Origin of the sequence: Micromonospora sp. WMMB482, assembly GCF_019038635.1 — a bacterium.
GTDB lineage: Bacteria > Actinomycetota > Actinomycetes > Mycobacteriales > Micromonosporaceae > Micromonospora > Micromonospora marina.
In genome coordinates, this window is the sequence record NZ_JAHOPD010000020.1 from 2003509 (window position 1) to 2019268 (window position 15760).

Genomic DNA, 15760 nt, shown 5'->3' on the forward strand with positions numbered 1-15760 from the left:
TCAGACCGCCTCGGCAGCCGGGATCGGGCCGGTGTGATCGGACGTGCCGGCCTGGTCGGTCTGGTCGGCGGACGGGTCGGACGCGGCGAGGACGCGCAGCGTGTCGAGGGCTGATGCCAGCGAGACCTCGGCCGGCGCCCGGTCGTGGGCCCGCAGGTAGTCCAGGAGCAGGCGACACAGGCTCGCCTCGTCGAGGAACTCGTCCGGCAGCCGGTGCGCGAGCAGGGCGTGCATCGTCCTCGGCGGGATCTTCGGCCAGGCCAGGTCGGCGTACTCGCTCAGCGCCATCAGCAGCCACAGCGCGGTGCGGTTGTCGACCCGCGCGGCGGCGAACTGCTCGGCCATCTCGGCCGACACCACGCCGTCCTCCAGCGGCAGCTCCGCGAGCCGGTCCTCGATGTCGGCGAGCACCCGGCGGACCCGGGGCACGTACCGCTGCGGCAGCCGGTGCAGCCCGTGCCGCAGGATGAGCGCGTGCAGCACCGCGTGGTCGTCGGTCGTACCGAGCGAGTCGACCAGCTCCGGGAACTCGTCGATCAGGTACGGGCACGAGATGATCAGCTCGGGCGGCGCGGTGGGCGAGTCGGGCAGCCGGCTCAGCGCCACCCGGGTCAGCCCGCACACCACCTCGCGGGGCAACTGCGCGCCGTCCTCGGCGAGGCATTCCAGCAGGACCGTGGCGCTCGTGCTGGACACCGCCTCCGGTGACTCGACGGCGCGCGCCCACAGCCGCCGGTAGCTGCGCTCGTCGTACAGGATGAGCTGGTGCAGGGACGGCACCGGCCAGCGGCGGGTGGCGAGCGAGACCAGGTCGGCGTGGAAGCGGCCGGCCTCGAAGCTGTCCGGCTGCTGGCCGCGCCACGTCCGCGCGCCCGCCTGCAACTGGCCGTAGGTGGTGATGTCGCCGAGCAGCCGCGCCTCCTCGGCGGCCACGTTCACCTTCTCGCCCCGCCCTTCGCGCCGCCGCTCGGCGACGATCCGGCCGTCGGCGTCCCGGTCGAGCCAGCTGATCATCGCGAGCTGGCCCTTCTCGTCCAGCCCCGCCCGCCACAGCCGGACCGTGGACACCCAGGTCGCCTCGTCCATCAGGTCGGTGTGGCGTACGCCGTCCGGAGACACCAGCGCGGCGAGCGCGACCAGGTTGGCGGTGTACGCGGCGAGCAGCCGCACCGGGTCGTACGGCGCGGGCCGGTAGCCGTCCACACCGGCCAGGTCGGTCCGCTGCCGGGCCTCGGCCAGCAGGCCGGCGATGGTCTCCACGATCCCACCCCGCTCCTCCGGGTGGCGGGAGCTGAGCTCGCGGGCGAAACCGATTACCGCCTCCCGCTTCACCAGCGGCTGGTGGGAGAGCAGCGCCCGGAACTGGCCGGTGTCCAGCTGATAGCCGAAGCCGGCCGGGCTGCGGGTGTGCCGGCGCAGCTCGGCCAGGCTCCGCAGCGCCCCGATGACGTACTCGGCGATCAGGAAGTCGCCGATCGTGGTGTGCAGGAACTCGTACGTGCGCCGGGCGTCCTCGCCCTGCACGTCGTCCGGGCCGTACACCACGAAGAACGCGGCCGTGACCAGCTGTTCCGGGCCGAGCACGTCGCCGAGTTCGAACCGGGAGCCGTCTCCGGGCCCGGCGCCGAAGCAGTCGAGGTCGAGGCGGAGCGCGGCCCGGTTCACCAGTTCCCGGTTGCGGTTGAACATGGCGAACGCGGTGATCGCCAGGTCGCGCCGGAGCTGGTGCTCGCGTGCCTCCCGCTCGTGGGGCGGAAGCGCGATCGGCGTCTTCTCGCTCACCTGCCGCCTGATGAACGCGGTGAGCAGGCCGGTGAACAGGTCGGACCGGGAGATGGCGGCGCCGGGACGGCGGTCGGCCCAGTGCTCGTTGTAGTAGATCGCCAGCAGCGTGAGCAGCAGCGGCTGGCGGGCCAGCTCGCCGTGTGACAGCAGTTCCCCTGCGGACAGCCGGCGGTAGCCGGGCCGGTCCGCGTTCGCCGCGTTCACGGCGGCCAGCCAGGCCGTCACCTGGGCGTCGGTCAGATCCTCCAGCCGGACCAGCACGGCGCCCTGGGGCACGCTGGCGCGGTCCATCACCAGGATCCGGGACGTGATGATCGGGATGACCGAGTAGCCCAGGTCCCACTGGGTCTCCTGGAACTCGGCCACCCGGTCGATGTACTGCGAGTGGGCCGTGCCGGTGACCTGGACGAGTTCGTCGAACCCGTCGAAGATCACCACGACCGTGGTGTGCTGGGTGGCCCGGCGCAGGTCCGCCCAGCGGATACGCTCGTCCATCACCTGCTCGATCGCGGCCTCGATCTGCTCCGTCGGCGACGTGTCCCCGGACATCCGGCGCAGCGGCACCACGATCGCGGTGAACCGGTCCGCCGGCAGCCGGGCCGCGATCACCCGGGTCAGCAGCGTCTTGCCGGCGCCCGGCTGACCGAGGAGGAGCAGCGGACGGTGCAGGCTCGCCGGGTCGGTCAGGTATTCGGAGAGGAACCCGACGAGGTCACCCCGGCGCGGCTGGTCCTCCCACCAGCGCTCCCGCTCCGGGGACGTGTGCTTGCCGTACTCGACGGCCCGGAAGTCGGGGCTGATGAACCCGCTGTCCACGTTCGGCAGGCGCAGGTGGAAGTCGACGTCCTTGATCCGCAGCAGCGGCTGCCGGAACACCGCGCCCAGCGAGCCGGTGAGCCGGTCGAGTGATTCGCGGAGCAGGTCGGAACGGTCCGCGGCCACCGGGCCGGACAACTCGGCGAGGTTGCGGTAGAGCTGCGCCAGCGCATCCAGCCGGGCCGAGACCTCGGTGGTCAGCGTCCGGTTGTCGATCAGGTTGTGCTCGATCGCCTGCCGGATCATCCGGAACCCGAACTCGGGGAGGTCCGCGGCGAGCCGGTCGAAGCGGTCCTCGTAGTGCCACATGGCCCGGCCCACCACGCGGGAGCGCATCGAGGTGAGGTCCAGCCCGCGTCGCACCGACGGCCAGGCGGCGAGGCCCTCGCAGAACGCGATGGTGGCGTCGTAGAGCTTGACGTAGGCGGCCTCGACGTCCCGCCGGGTGTCGTCCATGCCGTGCACGGAGGAGGGCAGCGGGAAGTAGCCGCCGTCGATCTCCTGCGGAAGCGTGTGGTGGCGACGCTCGGCCGGCACCATGCCGACCTTTTCCTCGTCGGTCAGTTCCAGCCGGTCGAAACCCGGCCCGACCTCGTCGCGGAAACCGTCGAAGAACGCGGAGAGGGCCAGCACGGTATGGCTGGCCTCCAGCAGCTCGTAATACGATTTTCCGCCGGTTGCCCGGATGCGCCCGGCCTGGTTTCCGGTGGCGTCCCGGACGAGCTGCATGAGCGCGTTCTTCGGGCCGAGCAGCGCGAGCGCCGTGCCGTGGGAGAGGGCGCCGGCGCCCAGGATCCCCGCGCTGACGACCTTGTCGGTCTCGGTGATGCGCGCGCTGCCCGGGGCCAGCAGTCGTAACGCATCTCGATAGCTGAGGCTCGAACGGCGCGGCATGCCGCCCCTTCCGCTGCTGGCGATCGGGATTCTTCAAGGATAGAAACTTCAGTGACGGAAAGCTATCGATTCCTCACCGGTCGGCGGCTTTGCGACGACTTTTCCATTCATTCATCTCATTCATCCGGTAAATGCGGCCAAGGCGCCCGAGCCCTATAGTCGACGGGTGGACCACACACGGGTACGGCAGGCGTACGGGGCGGTCGCGACGCTCTACATCGAACTGTTCGGCACCACCGGGCACGTGCACGCGGACGACCTCGCCCTCATCGGCCGCCACCTGACCGTCCGGACCGGCCCGGTGCTCGACCTGGGATGCGGGCCCGGTCACCTCACCGGCCACCTCCGCTCGCTGGGCGTCGACGCCACCGGGATCGACATGGTTCCCGAGTTCGTCGCGCACGCGCGGGCGACGCATCCGGACGGCCGTTACCGGCTCGGGTCAGTGGACGACCTCGACGTCCCGGACCACTCCGTCGCCGGCATCCTCGCCTGGTACTCGCTGATCCACCTCCCGCCACCGGGCCTCGACGGCGTCCTGGCGGAGTTCCGCCGCGCGATCGTGCCGGGTGGACCGCTCGTGGCCGGCATCTTCGTCGGCGATGAGGTGGGCGCCTTCGACCACAAGGTCGCCACCGCGTACCGCTGGCCGGTGGACGAGTTCTCCACGCGGCTGCGGCAGGCAGGGTTCGCCGAGGTCGAGCGCCTGACGCGCCTCGACGACGACGCCCACCGGCCGCACGCCGCCGTCGCGGCCGTCGCATCCGGGGCCTGAGCGCCCGACGTTGTCACCGGGCCGCAACCGAACGCGGATCGCGGGGTGACACGGCGCTGTCACCGTCGGAGCATGACCGCTCTCCGGGGTACGAGGACACGCCGGGCCGTCGCGGCACCGGCCGCCGCCCTGGTCGTGCTGGCCGGGCTGACCTCCTGTACGCCGGAGGTGAAGGGCGTCACCGGCCTCACAGTGGACGCTCACGGCCGGCCGCACGCGGCGCTCGCCTGGTGCGCGGACCGGCCGCCCGACCTCGTGGTGCTCACCTCCGTGGCGGAGTCCGCCTCGCCTGGTGCGCCCACGCCGGAGCGGCCGTACTGGCCGAGACGGAAGTACGACGTGCCGCGCGACGCGACCACGCCCGCCCTCGTACCCCTTGAGGGTTTCCCGCCCGGGCCGGTGGTCGAAGCGCAGGCGGCCTTCCGGGTCTCCGGCGCCACCCACGACAACAGCTTCCGCACCGAGGGCGTGGACTTCCGGATCGCCGAACTGGCCGAGCTGCGGCCGGATTCGGTCCTGGTCACCGACTTCGACGACAGCGGGGAGGTGCTGCGGACGGTCCCGCTCGACGAGTTCACGAAAATGGGCGAGAAAGCGTGCTGACCGCTGTGTCAGGATCGGCGTTCGGAGCCCGACGGCCGAAAGGACACCATGCCCGCGTACGTCATCGCCCACCTCCAGGACGCCGCACCGCACCGGGACATCGCCGAGTACGTCGAGCGACTTCCGGCCACCTTCACCCCGTACGGCGGCCGCTTCCTCGTGCACGCCACGCCGCACGAGGTGAAGGAGGGCGCCTGGCCCGGCGCCGTCGTGATGCTCGGTTTCCCGGGCATCGCCGAGGCGCGGGCCTGGTGGGACTCACCCGCCTACCAGGAGATCGCGCCGCTGCGCTCGCGGCACATCGAGGGCGACATCATCCTGGTCGAGGGCGTCCCGGAGGACTACTCCCCGGCCGGCATGGCGCAGGCGATCCGGGCGGCGGCCTCCTGAACCGGCCCGGACGGCGTGCCCGCGACCTGGGGATCGTCGTCGGATCGCTGCCCACCGGGCCGCACAACGCCATCACCGACGTCCCCGGCGTCCTGGTCGGCCACACCACCATCGACGACGGCGCCGACCTGCACACCGGCGTCACCGCGATCGTGCCGGAACAGCTCGGCGCCGGGCGGTGGACGCTGCCCGCCGCGGTGTACGCCGGCAACGGCCACGGCAAGCTCGTCGGCTCGACCCAGGTGGACGAGCTCGGCGTACTGGAGTCTCCGGTCGTGCTGACCGCCACGCTGTCGGTGTTCCGGGCGGCGGACGCGCTGCTCGGGCATCTGATGGAGCGCCGGCCGGACGGGCTGTCGTTCAACCCGCTGGTCGGTGAGACGAACGACGGGCACCTGTCGGACATCCGGCGGCGTCCGATCGCCGAGGCACACGTCCTGGCCGCTGTCGCGGGGGCGACCGGCGGTCTGCCCGCCGAGGGCTGTGTCGGGGCCGGCGCCGGCACCACCGCCCTCGGCTACAAGGCGGGCATCGGCACCTCGTCCCGCACGGTCCGAACCACCGACCATACGCGGACGGTCGGCGCGCTGGTGCAGTCCAACTTCGGTGGCGTCCTCACCGCGCTCGGCGTGCCGCTACCGGTCGACGAGCTGGTCCCGGCCGCCGACCGGACCGAACCGCCGGGCAACTCGTGCATGATCGTGGTGGCGACCGACGTACCCCTGGACGCGCGCCAGCTCCGGCGGCTCGCCCGCCGGGCGGTGTTCGCGATGGCGCGGGTCGGTGCGTCCTTCAGCAACACCAGCGGGGACTACGCGATCGCGTTCACCACGTCGGACCAGCCACCGATCCCGGACGCCGCGATCGATCCGGTGTTCGCCGGCGTGCTGGACGCGGTGGAGGAGGCGCTGCTCAACTCGCTGTTCACCGCCGTCACCACGACCGGCGTGGGCGGTCGTACCAGTCACGCGGTTCCCCACCGGGCGGCGGTCGAGCGCCTGGCGGCGGCGGGACGGCTGACGGCCCGGCCGTACGCCTGATCCACTGTCGACGGACGGCGGTGACCGACGGACGACAGTCGTGTTGACAGCGATGATCGATACGGCTGGAGTGATTCGCCATGGACGACACCGCCGAATCGCGGCTCGACAGCGAGCAGCCCGCCCCCGGGGACCACGACGACGAGAAGACGAGCCGTACCGCGTTGGCGCTGGTCAACACCGTCAACAAGGTGGTGCGCAACGGCATCGGGCCGGTGACCGGCTCGGCGGCCTGGGCCGAGTCCCGGCTGCGGGCCGTGCAGGGCGACAGGTACGACAGCTCCCTGCTCGGCAGGCGCGGCGGCACCCCCGCCGAGGACGTCGACAAGGTGATCGGACGGCTCATCAAGGAGTCGGTGATGGCCGCCGGGTCGGCCGGGTTCGTCACCGGCCTGGGCGGCTTCCTCACCCTGCCGATCACGCTGCCGGCGAACGTCGCGGGGGCACTCGTCATCAACGTCCGCCTGGCGGGAGCCATCGCCTACCTGCGTGGCTACGACCTCGACGACCCGCACACGCAGGCGATGATCCCGCTCGTCGCGGTGGGCTCGAACATCCAGTCGACGCTCAGCGCGCTCGGAGCCCAGATCGGTGTCAAGCTGACCGAGCAGGCGATCAGGAAGACGTCCATCGACCTGATCCGCAAGATCAACCAGAAGCTCGGGTTCATGCTGCTCGCCAAGTACGGCACGAAGCGGGCGGTGATCACGCTCGCGAAGGCCGTACCGTTCGTCGGCGGGATCGTCGGCGGAGGCATCGACGCGACGCTGACCGGCGCGGTCGGCCGGTCCGCCAACAAGCTGTTCACCCCGCTCACTTCCTGATCGGCGGGCGTCCCGCTCCCGGCCCTTCGTCGTCGGCCGTTCGGCGCGGGGCCGGGTCCGATCATCCGCGGCATCGATGCCGGTATTCCGGCAGCCGCCCGCCACTTCGTCGCTTGTCGCGCCGGTAAGGGCCGGTCTGTCGGCTCAACGACACTCCGGTGCGGGCACGTCGCTCCACACTGCCCGCTGTGACCGAACTCCCTCCCCCGAACCAGTGGCACGGACAGGTTCCGCCGCCCCACCAGCCCGGCATGCCGTTCGCGCCGCCGCCGCGACCGTCGTGGTGGAGCCGCCAGCCCGCGGCGATCAAGGTGCTCCTCGTCAGCGGCGTCGCGGTCCTCACCTGCTGCGGCGGGCTGCTCGGCATCGGCGTCGCCGCCGGCCCCACCACCGAACCGGACACGGCACCGGCCGTCGCCCAGGAAGTGCCGACCGTGGCGGCGCCCGCCACCACGGCCCCCGCGCCCGAGGTCAGCACCGCGTCGCCGGAGCCGTCGCCGTCACCGACCACGGCCGCGCCGACCACCGCGAAGCCCGCGTCGAAGCCGAGCCCGCGCAGGACCACGAAACCCGCCGTCTACTTCAAGAACTGCGATGCCGTACGCGCAGCCGGCAAGGCGCCGCTGCTGCGCGGCCAGCCGGGGTACCGGACCGGGCTGGACCGCGACCTCGACGGCGAGGCCTGCGAGCCGGGCGGCGGCAACGGCGACTCCGGCGGCGGAAGCACCGGAGGCGGCAGCACGGGTGGTGGCGGCAGTTCCGGCGGCGGTGGCAACGACCCGCGCTTCGGCACCTGCAAGGAGGCGAACGCCAACGGGTACGGCCCGTACCGGCAGGGCAAGGATCCCGAGTACTACTGGTACATCGACCGGGACAACGACGGCACGGTCTGCGAGTGACACCCGGCGCCGGGGCGGACCGTGCGGTGCGCCCCGGTAGTCACTCCAGCTCGGCGTCGAACGCCCGTCGGGCGTGCTCGATCTGCGCCATGTGGGCGTCGGTCCATTCGAGCAGCACGTCGATCGGCGCACGCAGCGTCTTGCCCAGCGGGGTGATCCGATACTCGACCGCGACCGGGCGCGTCGCCACCACGTGCCGTTCGATGATGCCGTTGCGTTCGAGTCGTCGCAGGGTCGCCGTGAGCGACTTCTGCGTCACCGCCGGGATCGCTCGGCGTAGTTCGTTGAAGCGGCACGGGCGCTCGCACAGCTCGTTGAGGACGCTCAGCGACCACTTGTCCAGCACCTGGTCGAGCAGCTCGCGGTGCGGTGCGTCGACACGCAGCTCGCCGTCTTGAGGGGTGGCGGTATCGCCCATGGAACCAGGTCTCCTTGAAGTGTCCTTCGTCAACTAGGTATCAATGGTAAACCTAAGTTGTCCTGCGGAGGAGAAACCATGCCTGTCACCCGCTTCAGCCCAGACGGTCTTCAGCCGAACACGCCCTACCACCACGTGGCCGTCGCCACCGGATCGCGCCACATCCACGTCAGCGGCCAGGTCGCACGACTGGACGACGGCTCCCCCGTCGCGCCCGGGGATCTGGCCGGGCAGGTCGCGCAGGTGCTGCGCAACACCGGCCGCGCCCTCACCGGCGCGGACGCCTCGTTCGAGGACGTGGTCCGGCTGACGTTCTACGTCACGGATTGGGCGCCCGAGAAGATCGGGCCGTTCATGGCCGGGATCGAGTCGGTCGTCCAGGAACTCGGCCTGCCGTGGCCGCTTCCGCCGGCGTCGCTGATCGGGGTCGACCGCCTCTTCGAGCCCGACGTGCTGGTGGAACTGGAGGCGACCGCGATCGCGCACTGATCGCGCCTTCCCGATCCAGATGGATTGCGGCGGTGGATGTTCCTCGTCCGCTTGCGGGCGGCGCTGTCCGTGACGGCCGGCGGGGTGATCAAGGATCGAGATCGAGGGTCGCCCCGGGTGAGCCCGGTGACTTCAGGCCGTGGGTCGGGACGGCAGTCCCGTGGATCGTCGTGGCGGTCGCGTCGTGTTCGTCGTCGGCCTGCTCCGGCCTGGTGGCCCCCATGACGACTGAGGCGACTCCGGGCCTACTCAGCACCCAGGCGATGGCGAGCTGCGCGAGGGACAGCCCGGACGCCTCGGCGACCGGACGCAACTCCTCGACGGCGAGGAGCACCTTCTCGCCCAGAACCCGGTTGATGAACCGGGGAGCTCGACCGCCCGACGCCGCCCGCGAACCCTCGGGCCAGGCCTGACCGGGCCGGTACTTTCCGGTGAGCACACCCTGAGCCAGCGGCTGAAAAGCGAGTTGGCCGACACCCTGGCGCGTGCAGAGCGGAAGGACCTCCGGCTCGATGACCCGCCAGAGCACCAACGTCCCACCAGACGGAACCGACGACCAGTGAACCGGGAAAGAAGAAGGCCGTGACCCCCGTTCCTGCAGGTCACGGCCTTGATCATTTGTGCGCCCGAAGGGACTCGAACCCCTAACCTTCTGATCCGTAGACCGATGCTCGTCTATGGAATTGATCGGGCCGCTCAACCGTCCGCCCCAGACCCGTCCGGTCCGCGCGAGTCCCCATAGGTACTAGTACGGCAGCCGCCGTTTGAGATTCTGCTGGTGACCTGGGGTGGACGCGGGGCGGCCACCGCGTGATCGTCTGTACGTTGTGGACATAACTTCAGATCTTGCGGTGGCCGCGTGCCACAGCCTAGCTGTTGCACGGTGGGAGCGGGTGCTGGCCGAGGTGCTGGGCTGCTTCGCGGGCCGGTTCGGGCGGGTGGAACCGCGCCGGGCGGCCGGACAGTTCGTGACCGGGCTGCTGGCTGACCTTGAGGTCAAGACGTGTTGGCAGTTGGCCGAGCAGGCCGGGCACGCCGGGCCGGATGCGATGCAGCGGTTGTTGTACCGGGCGGTGTGGGACGCCGACGCCGTCCGCGACGACCTGCGGCAGATGATCGCCGGCCGGTTCGGCGGTCCGGACGCGGTCCTGGCCGTCGACGAGACCGGCGATCTGAAGAAGGGCATCCACACGGTCGGGGTGCAGCGCCAGTACACCGGCACGGCAGGGCGGATCGAGAACAGTCAGGTCGGGGTGTTCCTGGGCTACGCCGGCGCCGACGGGCACACCCTGATCGACCGGCGGGTGTATCTGCCAGCGTCGTGGACCGACGACCGCGACCGGTGTGCTGCTGCCGGGGTGCCCGAGGACATCGAGTTCGCCACCAAGTCGGAGTTGGCCGCCGACATGATCACCGCAGCCCTTGACGCCGGGGTGCCGGCCGGGTGGGTGGCTGCGGACGAGGCTTACGGCAACAGCGCCGCCTTCCGCGCTGGCCTGCGCGAACACGAGATCGGTTACGTCCTTGCGGTGTCCCGCAGCCACCTGGTGCCGATCGACGGCAGCAAGACCCGCATCCGCGCCGACCGGATCGCCGCTGACCTGCCCGCCTCGGCGTGGCAGCGCCGCTCAGCCGGCGCCGGATCCAAGGGGCCGCGTTTCTACGACTGGGCCTGGCTCGATGACGTGTGCACCGACGCTGACCCCGACGACGGCGGCCGGCACAGCCTGCTGATCCGCCGCAACATCACCACCGGTGAGCTGGCCTTCTACCGCTGCTGGACCCCGAGACCGGCCACCCTCGTCCAGCTCGTGCGGGTCGCCGGAATCCGCTGGAGCATCGAGGAGAGCTTCCAGGCCGCCAAGAGCCAGGTCGGCCTGGACCAGCACCAGGTCCGCCGCTGGGACTCCTGGCACCGATTCACCACCCTCGCCCTGGCCGCCCTCGCCGTGCTGACAATCAGCGCCGCTGACGCCACCCACGACGAGCCCACCGACACGGGACTGATCACGCTGACCGTCAACGAGGTCCGCCGCCTGATCAACGCCTGCCTCATCCGCCCGATCACCGACCTCGCCCATCGTTTGCACTGGTCAGGCTGGCGACGACGGCATCAAGCCCGAGCCCGACGAGCCCACTACACACGCCGGCTCAACCTCGAACTTCAACCATGATCCCAAACGGCGGCTGCCGTACTAGGAGGTCCAGGCTCTGCATCAGGGCTCGTCGATCGCGGCTCGTCGCCAGACGAGGCCCGGAATCCGAGTGAGTCCCGGCACGTCCGTGCCAGTTCCCCGACGTCCGAGCAGCCACCGAGCAGCCACGGGGCAACCAACGGAGAACCAGCCTATGTCCAGAACCGCCGGCTCCACTCGCTGCGCTCATGGTGCCAGCACGGGCTTCGCGCCCATGGTCTAACGGGATGCCAACTATTCGAGCACGGTCTTCGGGGTCGCCTCGACCAGCTCTTTCGCTAGCTACGACATCGACGATGCCAGCTTGACCGTCCGGCGCTTGAAGGGCACGGGGCCACCTTCCAGGTGGTACAACGCCAGGACGTTGAGGTCGTGGCGTTCGAGGGACCCGGTCGCCTCGACGACGCCGTTCGTGGCGTCCGAGGTGAGGGTGATGATCATTTCGGCGTCGGCGGAGACGACGAGGCCAGGGCTGCGGGTGGCAAAGATGTACTGCCGGCTGCCTCGCAGGTCGCGAAGCTTCGCCACGAGGTACTCCTCGATCCACGGTGCGTGGAGTGCGTCCTCGGGCTGGTCGATGATCAGGGGTTCGTTGCCGTCGGCGAGGGCCATGATCAGGATCGCGGTGCACTTCTGGCCGTGGGCGAGCCGCTCTATCGGCACGTAGCCGTCGTTGCTGTGCTTGCGGAACTCGACGGAGAGGCCGTCGTGCAGGTCGAGGGTCTGCATCTGCAAGAAGTCCTCGATCGTGCCTTTCTCCGTCACGTGCTCGAACAGGGTCTCAATGTGCTTGCGCTCGACACCGGTGGCGGCACACACGCCGTCGACGTCCCCGGCGAGGAATGAGCGGACCAGCTTGACCGGCGTGGACTCCTGGCAGATCTGCTGAAGGATCGGGCTGCGCAGCCGGGAGCCTTTGGCGATGGCCGACAGGTCGGCCAGGTAGGCCGAGTCGTCGTTCTCAGGGAGCATCTTGATTCGGACGATGCCCCCCATCAGCTTGTTGAGCGCCTTGATCCGCTCCTCGCGTCGCCGCCGTCGTGCCTTGCGTGCGTCCAGCAGTTCGGAGATCAGCTCCTCCCGATACGCCTTGGCCGTGGTCAGGCTGGGCAGCAACTCCTCGTTCAGCTGGGTCTGCTGCGTGTTGAGCTTGGCCTTCTCCGTCTGGAGTTCGATCAGGCGGGTCCGCAGCGCGCTGAGCCCTTTGTTGTCGACGTCGATGCGGCTTACGGCCTCGGCGAGCTGGTGGTCGAACTGCTTATACCGATCGAGCCATTCCTGCCTGATGGCGGCGAGTTCCTTGTTGACGACCAGCAGGGCCTCGGACAGCTGTGCGTTGGCCGCGTCGATCGCCTCGTTCAACTGGGTGTACGCCGCCTGTGCTCGCTCGTAGAGATCTTGGTTGCCGGCGACGGCGGCCGAGCCCCGGAACTTGTCCCCGCCGGCTGTCCGGGCGGCGACCTTCAGCTCGGGTATGCCGACCAAGGTGTCGAAAAGTGCCTTCTCCGAGCTCCAGCTCGCCTGCATCTTGACGGTCTCGCCGTCGAACAGGTCGGACAGCTCCGCCAGCCGCTTCTCGACGTCCGGGAGAGTCTGCAGCTTCTGCTTGGCCTGCGCGATCTTCGATTCGAGCCCGCTGATGAGACGCCCGTTGTCGTTGAGCCGGGCCACCGCGTCCGTCTCGCGGATCTCAAACTCGGTCAGGTCGAGGGCGGAGTCGATGAGCGCCATCCGGCCGACCGGCGTCCGCGCGTACTCGATTACCTCGCTCTGCGAGAATCCGGTGATCGCGATTCGCCCGGACAGCCCGGTCAGCTGCTCGGTGTCACCGACGAACTCCGATTGTGTGGATCCGTCCTCGAAGTAGGCGCGACGGACGATGCACCGTGCCTGGCCGCGGGTGAGCACGACCTCGACGGTCGAGCCCGAGGTGAGGGCGTACTTGAGCCGGGACTCGACCTCCTTGCGCACCTGCGGGAAGTCGTCGGCGTCAGTCTGCTGGTCGAGCGCGATCCGTACCAACTCGATGAGCAGCGACTTGCCCGCGCCGGTTCCGCCGAGCAGGCAGTTCAGGTCGCCGGAGAACTCAAACTGCTGCCCATCGAGGAACCCGCCGGTCACTGTCACGGACTCGATCACCGTGTGCTCGGGCATCGCAGGTTCAACGAGGCGGATCCGCAGTGACGGGTCCGCCAATGCATGCCGCAACCCGCGCAGGTCGGGCCTCGATGCCTTGATCCAGGTCCGGCGGTTACCGATGCCGTGGAGGACATGGGCGCTGGCGCCGGACGCGGTGGTGTCGGAGCTGCGGACCACTGCCAGGTCGCGCTTGCCGTCCAGCCGTGTCCTGATCTTTTCGGCCTCCGCGATGTCGACGATCTCAATGGCGGCGATGGCCGGGTCCAGCATGGTCTGGTTGACGTGGTCAGCGACGGGAATCCGAAGCAGGCCCTTCTCGCGGTCGGCGTGCGCCGCGATCACCAGGCCGCCCCTGGCGGCAACGATCTTGGCGGTCTCGGCGAAGCCGGTGCGTAAGGCTTTGTGGAGATCTCCGTGATCGGCGCGGAGGATTCCCAGTTCGACGAGGACGTCCTCAATGAACTGGGCCGGGGTCCCCTCGTCCCAGATAGCGAGGAGATGCCCCTCGGCCGTGCTGAGTTCCACGCCCGGCAGCACCACAAGCGGCGTGCCCCGGGCAGCCTCAGCCATCGCATCACACCAGCCGGCGGTGTTGTGATCGGTGATGGCGACCGCGTGCAACCCCGCCGCGATCGCCGCGTCAACGACCTGACGAGCTTCGCTGGCCCCGTAAGTACTGAACCGCCCCGGATCTTGTAGAGACTTCCCCGCTTGGGAAGGATCGAGAGATGGCAGGAACGAAGCCGTATCCGCAGGAGTTGCGGGAGCGGGCGGGCGGATGGTCGCGGAGGTGCGGCCGAACTACGAGTCGGACTGGGCGGCGATCACGGCGGTGGCGGCCCGGTTGGGGATCGGCACGGCCGAGACGTTGCGGAAGTGGGTCCGGCAGGCGCAGGTCGATGACGGCCGGCGGCCGGGGGTGACGTCGGAGGAGTCGGCGGAGCTGAAGCGGCTGCGGCGGGAGAACGCCGAGTTGCGGCGGGCGAATGAGATCTTGAAGGCCGCGTCGGCTTTCTTCGCGGCCGAGCTCGACCGGCCTACGACACGCTCGTGAGTTTCGTCGACGAGCATCGGGACCGCTTTGGTGGAGTCGAGCCGATCTGCCGCGTGCTGCGCCGGCACGGGTTGCAGATCACCCCGAGCGGTTACTGGGCGGCAAAGAAGCGTACGCCGTCGAAGCGTCAGGTGCGCGATGCGCAGCTGACCGAACTCGTGCGGGAGATCCATGCGGGGAACTACGGCGTCTACGGAGCTCGCAAGGTCTGGCATGAGCTGCGCCGCCAAGGGCATCCGACGGCCCGGTGCACGGTCGAGCGGTTGATGCGCGACGCCGGCCTGACCGGCGTAGTGCGGGGCAAGAAGATCCGCAACACGGTCGCCGATCCCGGGCATCAGCGGGCCGCTGACCTGCTCAACCGGGACTTCACCGCCGCCCGCCCGAACAGGTGCTGGGTCGCGGACTTCACCCACGTCACGGCCTGGTCCGGCGTCGTCTACGTCGCCTTCGTCGTCGACGTCTACTCCAGGGCGATCGTGGGGTGGTCCGCGGCGACGAACAAACGCACCCCGCTGGTCCTCGCCGCCCTGGACATGGGGCTGTGGCGCCGCGACCGCACCGGCCAGCCCGTCGGGGCAGGCCTGGTCCATCACAGCGACGCGGGCAGTCAGTACACGTCTTTCCGGTTCACCGCCCACCTGCTCGACGCCGGTATCGACGCCTCCATCGGCAGCGTCAACGCGCTGATGGAGTCCACCATCGGCCTCTACAAGACCGAGCTGATCAAACCCCGCCGCCCGTGGCGCAGCCTCGCCCAGGTCGAACTAGCCACCGCCGAGTGGGTCGACTGGTACAACAACCAGCGCCTGCACTCCGCAACCGGCCACCTCCCACCCACCGAATACGAATCGATGTTCTACGCTCAACCCCAGCCCCGTGAGGTGGTTGGAGCCAACAGCTGAGGTCTCCACAGAACCCGGGGCGGTTCAGTTACACCTCTTCTACACCCGGTGCGCCGCCACTGACCTGCCCGAACTGCACCGCCTCGCCACCACGACCGAGACCTGGTGGCCGCAGATCCTCGCGTTCCTAACCACCGGCATCACCAACGCCGGCTCCGAAGGAACCAACCGCGTGATCAAGACCGTCGCCCGCGACGCCTACGGCTTCCGCAACCCCGCCAACCAACGCCTCCGCACCCGCACCGCCACCATCCGACGCCACCGCGGACTCCTCAATCCCGCTTAACCTAGAAGAGCCGCACTGGATCCGCGACGTCACCTTCGGCGAGGACGCCAGCCAGATCCGCACCCACAACACCCCGCCGTCATGGCCGCCCTGCACGACATCGTCTGCGGCACCATCCGCCTCGCAGGCTGGGCGAACACCGCCAGCGCCCGCCGCCCACACCAACCCCGCTACAACCCTGGCCCTACACGGCATCCCATAACCAACCGGACCTTCGAGGACTACTCCGAGGCCCTGCTGTCAATCCC

General features: G+C 69.8%; 13 protein-coding genes and 2 pseudogenes. 11 read left to right on the forward strand and 4 right to left on the reverse strand.

Features of this window, described 5'->3' with window-relative positions:
- The gene (locus tag KSK32_RS10290; RefSeq protein ID WP_216927912.1) at positions 1-3495 is read right to left on the reverse strand and encodes an NACHT domain-containing NTPase; all 3495 of its coding nucleotides are present in this window, start codon (positions 3493-3495) and stop codon (positions 1-3) included.
- Between the two features lie 166 nt (positions 3496-3661).
- Between KSK32_RS10290 and KSK32_RS10295 the strand changes: the two genes are divergently transcribed.
- The 6 genes from KSK32_RS10295 to KSK32_RS10320 all read left to right on the forward strand — a co-directional run bounded on the left by KSK32_RS10295 (position 3662) and on the right by KSK32_RS10320 (position 8026).
- Positions 3662-4270: a class I SAM-dependent methyltransferase gene (locus tag KSK32_RS10295; protein WP_216927913.1), complete on the forward strand. Its 609-nt coding sequence runs from the start codon at positions 3662-3664 to the stop codon at positions 4268-4270.
- A gap of 72 nt (positions 4271-4342) precedes the next feature.
- A complete protein-coding gene (locus KSK32_RS10300) occupies positions 4343-4873 on the forward strand; it encodes a hypothetical protein (protein WP_216927914.1) in 531 nt (176 codons plus the stop codon).
- Positions 4874-4921: 48 nt separating this feature from the next.
- Positions 4922-5263, forward strand: a complete 342-nt coding sequence (locus KSK32_RS10305; RefSeq protein WP_216927915.1) for a DUF1330 domain-containing protein — start codon at positions 4922-4924, stop codon at positions 5261-5263.
- 47 nt (positions 5264-5310) lie between these two features.
- Positions 5311-6303 (forward strand): P1 family peptidase, encoded by a 993-nt coding sequence (locus tag KSK32_RS10310; protein ID WP_216927929.1) that lies wholly within the window; start codon positions 5311-5313, stop codon positions 6301-6303.
- A gap of 80 nt (positions 6304-6383) precedes the next feature.
- A complete protein-coding gene (locus KSK32_RS10315) occupies positions 6384-7127 on the forward strand; it encodes an EcsC family protein (RefSeq protein ID WP_216927916.1) in 744 nt (247 codons plus the stop codon).
- Positions 7128-7315: 188 nt separating this feature from the next.
- Positions 7316-8026 (forward strand): excalibur calcium-binding domain-containing protein, encoded by a 711-nt coding sequence (locus KSK32_RS10320; RefSeq protein WP_289256092.1) that lies wholly within the window; start codon positions 7316-7318, stop codon positions 8024-8026.
- Positions 8027-8066: 40 nt separating this feature from the next.
- Here the strand turns inward: KSK32_RS10320 and KSK32_RS10325 are convergent, their stop codons facing one another.
- Entirely contained in the window at positions 8067-8444 is a 378-nt protein-coding gene (locus KSK32_RS10325; protein WP_216927917.1) for a helix-turn-helix domain-containing protein, read from the reverse strand.
- A 78-nt stretch (positions 8445-8522) separates the two neighbouring features.
- On the opposite strand from KSK32_RS10325, the gene KSK32_RS10330 reads away from it, so the two are divergent.
- Entirely contained in the window at positions 8523-8933 is a 411-nt protein-coding gene (locus tag KSK32_RS10330; RefSeq protein ID WP_216927918.1) for a RidA family protein, read from the forward strand.
- 88 nt (positions 8934-9021) lie between these two features.
- On the opposite strand, the gene KSK32_RS10335 is transcribed toward KSK32_RS10330, so the two are convergent.
- On the reverse strand, positions 9022-9462 hold the full coding sequence (locus tag KSK32_RS10335) for an aldo/keto reductase (protein WP_289256096.1): 441 nt from the start codon (positions 9460-9462) through the stop codon (positions 9022-9024).
- 379 nt (positions 9463-9841) lie between these two features.
- On the opposite strand from KSK32_RS10335, the gene KSK32_RS10340 reads away from it, so the two are divergent.
- Positions 9842-11107: an IS701 family transposase gene (locus KSK32_RS10340; RefSeq protein WP_216927931.1), complete on the forward strand. Its 1266-nt coding sequence runs from the start codon at positions 9842-9844 to the stop codon at positions 11105-11107.
- Between the two features lie 303 nt (positions 11108-11410).
- Here the strand turns inward: KSK32_RS10340 and KSK32_RS10345 are convergent, their stop codons facing one another.
- Positions 11411-13888: a Nuclease sbcCD subunit C gene (locus tag KSK32_RS10345; protein ID WP_216927920.1), complete on the reverse strand. Its 2478-nt coding sequence runs from the start codon at positions 13886-13888 to the stop codon at positions 11411-11413.
- Between the two features lie 107 nt (positions 13889-13995).
- Between KSK32_RS10345 and KSK32_RS10350 the strand changes: the two are divergent.
- The 3 genes and pseudogenes from KSK32_RS10350 to KSK32_RS34925 form a co-directional block, all read left to right on the forward strand.
- A pseudogene (locus KSK32_RS10350) lies at positions 13996-15226 on the forward strand (IS3 family transposase).
- Positions 15210-15512 carry a transposase gene (locus tag KSK32_RS10355; RefSeq protein WP_254186869.1) on the forward strand — a complete coding sequence of 101 codons (303 nt, stop codon included), beginning with the start codon at positions 15210-15212 and terminating at the stop codon, positions 15510-15512. The pseudogene KSK32_RS10350 and the gene KSK32_RS10355 overlap by 17 nt, the downstream one beginning before the upstream one ends.
- 13 nt (positions 15513-15525) lie before the next feature.
- Positions 15526-15683: pseudogene (locus KSK32_RS34925) on the forward strand (ISAs1 family transposase); the annotation flags it as partial.
- Positions 15684-15760 lie beyond the last annotated feature (77 nt).

Excerpts from the sequence above, each read along its gene's own strand:
- KSK32_RS10290 (WP_216927912.1), bottom strand. The coding sequence starts at position 3,495 with ATGCCGCGCCGTTCGAGCCTCAGCTATCGAGATGCGTTACGACTGCTG.
- KSK32_RS10300 (WP_216927914.1), top strand. The coding sequence starts at position 4,343 with ATGACCGCTCTCCGGGGTACGAGGACACGCCGGGCCGTCGCGGCACCG.
- KSK32_RS10305 (WP_216927915.1), top strand. The coding sequence starts at position 4,922 with ATGCCCGCGTACGTCATCGCCCACCTCCAGGACGCCGCACCGCACCGG.
- KSK32_RS10315 (WP_216927916.1), top strand. The coding sequence starts at position 6,384 with ATGGACGACACCGCCGAATCGCGGCTCGACAGCGAGCAGCCCGCCCCC.
- KSK32_RS10325 (WP_216927917.1), bottom strand. The coding sequence starts at position 8,444 with ATGGGCGATACCGCCACCCCTCAAGACGGCGAGCTGCGTGTCGACGCA.
- KSK32_RS10330 (WP_216927918.1), top strand. The coding sequence starts at position 8,523 with ATGCCTGTCACCCGCTTCAGCCCAGACGGTCTTCAGCCGAACACGCCC.